The sequence below is a fragment of the Streptococcus sp. CCH5-D3 genome (genome assembly GCF_001556435.1).
GTDB lineage: Bacteria > Bacillota > Bacilli > Lactobacillales > Streptococcaceae > Streptococcus.
In genome coordinates, this window is record NZ_LSIW01000030.1 from 1 (window position 1) to 1590 (window position 1590).

Sequence of the window (1590 nt, forward strand, 5' to 3'; positions counted from 1 at the left end):
TTAATAAAAAAGAAAAACCAGACTACTATAGCTATGTCAAAAAGTATCTGAAATAAAAACGCCAACTGGCGTTTTTACTTTTAATGAAAGAGGTGAGGAAAATGTAGGCAACTCTAAGTAAGTCTTTTAGAAACAATCAAATTACATATTGAAAGTGAGAAAACGATGTTTAAAAGAACTTACAAAGGCAATATTCCACTTCTAGCAGGACTGGAATTCACATCTTATTTTGGAATCACCAGTTTTTGGATTTTATTTTTCATTCAGAATGGTCTTTCCTTACTTCAAATCGGTTTACTAGAAAGTATCTTTCATGGGACAAGTCTCTTGTGTGAGATTCCATCAGGTATGTTGGCCGATCGGTTTAGCTACAAGACCAATCTCTATTTGGCTCGCTTGGCCAGTATTGGATCCTCTGTCTTGATCTTACTTGGTCAGGGAAATTTTTGGATCTATGCGATTGCCATGATGGTCAATGCTTGGTCTTACAATTTTGACTCGGGGACCAGTACGGCTTTCTTATATGATTCAGCAGTTGAAGCAGGTCAAAAGGACCGCTATCTTCAGATTTCTAGCTTTTTGTCTGGTGTGGCAGAAGTCACCCGAACTCTAGGTACAGTTGTTGCTGGTTTCTTTGTTCACGGAGCCTTGGCCTTGACCTATCATATTGCGATTGGCCTTTCATTAGTTTCCATTCTCTTGATTTTTCTGATGAAGGAGCCAGAAACTAAGAGTGATGAAAGAAATCGCTTAACCTTAAAACGGATATTGGTGGTGGTGAAACAAGAATGGCAGGAGAAACCGGTCTTATTTTACTGGATGCTCACCTATCAACTGCTAGGAACCATCATGTGTATGTTTTATTTTTACTACCAACAGAAAATCAGTGACCTAGCCAGTTGGCAAGTATCGCTCATCATGCTTGTTGGTAGTCTCTTAAATCTTCTAGCTGTTTATCTAGCTAGTCAAATCGGGAAAAAATGGAATAGCAATCAAGTCTTTCCAATTCTGGTTGCGCTGACAGGGTTGGCCTTGCTGTTGGTATGGTTGAGAACTCCATTCGTCTATCTAAGTGTTTATCTCTTGACCAATGCACTTTATGCGTTTTATCAACCCATTTACTACAATGATTTACAAGGCTATTTACCATCCAGTGTACGGGCAACCATGCTGAGCATCAATTCGATGATGTTTAGTCTATCCATGATTGTCATCTTCCCACTGACGGGTTGGTTCATCGATAGTTATGGATTTGTAGTAGTCTTTGTCATCCTGGGCCTTGTAACGCTATTCTCTTTCCCTCTCTTACTGATTGGATTGGGGAAAATGGGCAAGATAATAAATAAAGGGACAAAGATGGATTAATATTCCAGACTTTTATTAGTCTACATAAGTTTAAATTGGATAATAGCATCTTGCTTAACAAAATCCGAACGAACTCTCTCTGCTGTGCAGGGAGAGTTTTTTTATCTTTAAAAATTGTGGTAAAGTAGGCACATCCTTTACAATAGGAATCGAGTCGTGTGAAATCTTTAGGTCAAATGCTCTTTGCACTTAATAAAAAAGAAAAACCAGACTACTATAGCTATG

The 1590-nt window shown here is 38.4% G+C and carries 1 protein-coding gene; it reads left to right on the plus strand.

Translation table 11 applies throughout. The annotated features are described in order from the left end of the window. Nucleotides 1–165: 165 nt before the first annotated feature. A complete protein-coding gene (locus tag AX662_RS01125) occupies nt 166–1365 on the plus strand; it encodes an MFS transporter (RefSeq protein ID WP_060971365.1) in 1200 nt (399 codons plus the stop codon). Nucleotides 1366–1590 lie beyond the last annotated feature (225 nt).